We start from the raw sequence: 346 nt of genomic DNA, 5'->3' as shown, positions 1-346 counted from the left end.
TTCATGTTTTGTTTGAAGCATATCCAGCGTTGACAAGATAATTGGTGCACTCGTCTGGACCGATGGTCTGGACGAGTGAGCCGAGATATCGCCAGGTGTCTTCGATGGTGCGCATTTGCGCTATTCGCATCCAATGCTTGATCTTGGCGAAGGCTTGCTCGATTGGATTGAGGTCTGGTGAATAGGGCGGCAGAAACCAGAGCCTTGCGCCGGCGGCCCTGATCAACTGGCGTATCTGCCCGGATTTGTGGCTGCCCAGATTGTCCATGATGACGATGTCGCCTGGCCGCAGCGTCGGGACGAGTTGTTGCTCGACATAGGCCTTGAAGCATTGGCCATTGATCGG

Annotated in this window: 1 protein-coding gene; it reads right to left on the bottom strand. The window is 54.6% G+C overall.

The window, feature by feature from the left end; translation table 11 throughout:
- Position 1: 1 nt before the first annotated feature.
- Positions 2 to 346: transposase (locus PY649_RS34940; protein WP_285873638.1), on the bottom strand; the 345-nt coding region annotated here is incomplete at its 5' end.

This window comes from Rhizobium mayense, assembly GCF_030272705.1.
GTDB classification, from domain to species: domain Bacteria; phylum Pseudomonadota; class Alphaproteobacteria; order Rhizobiales; family Rhizobiaceae; genus Rhizobium; species Rhizobium mayense.
Note: the sequence above shows the minus strand (reverse complement) of the source record. Positions and strands in the feature narration are given on the sequence as shown.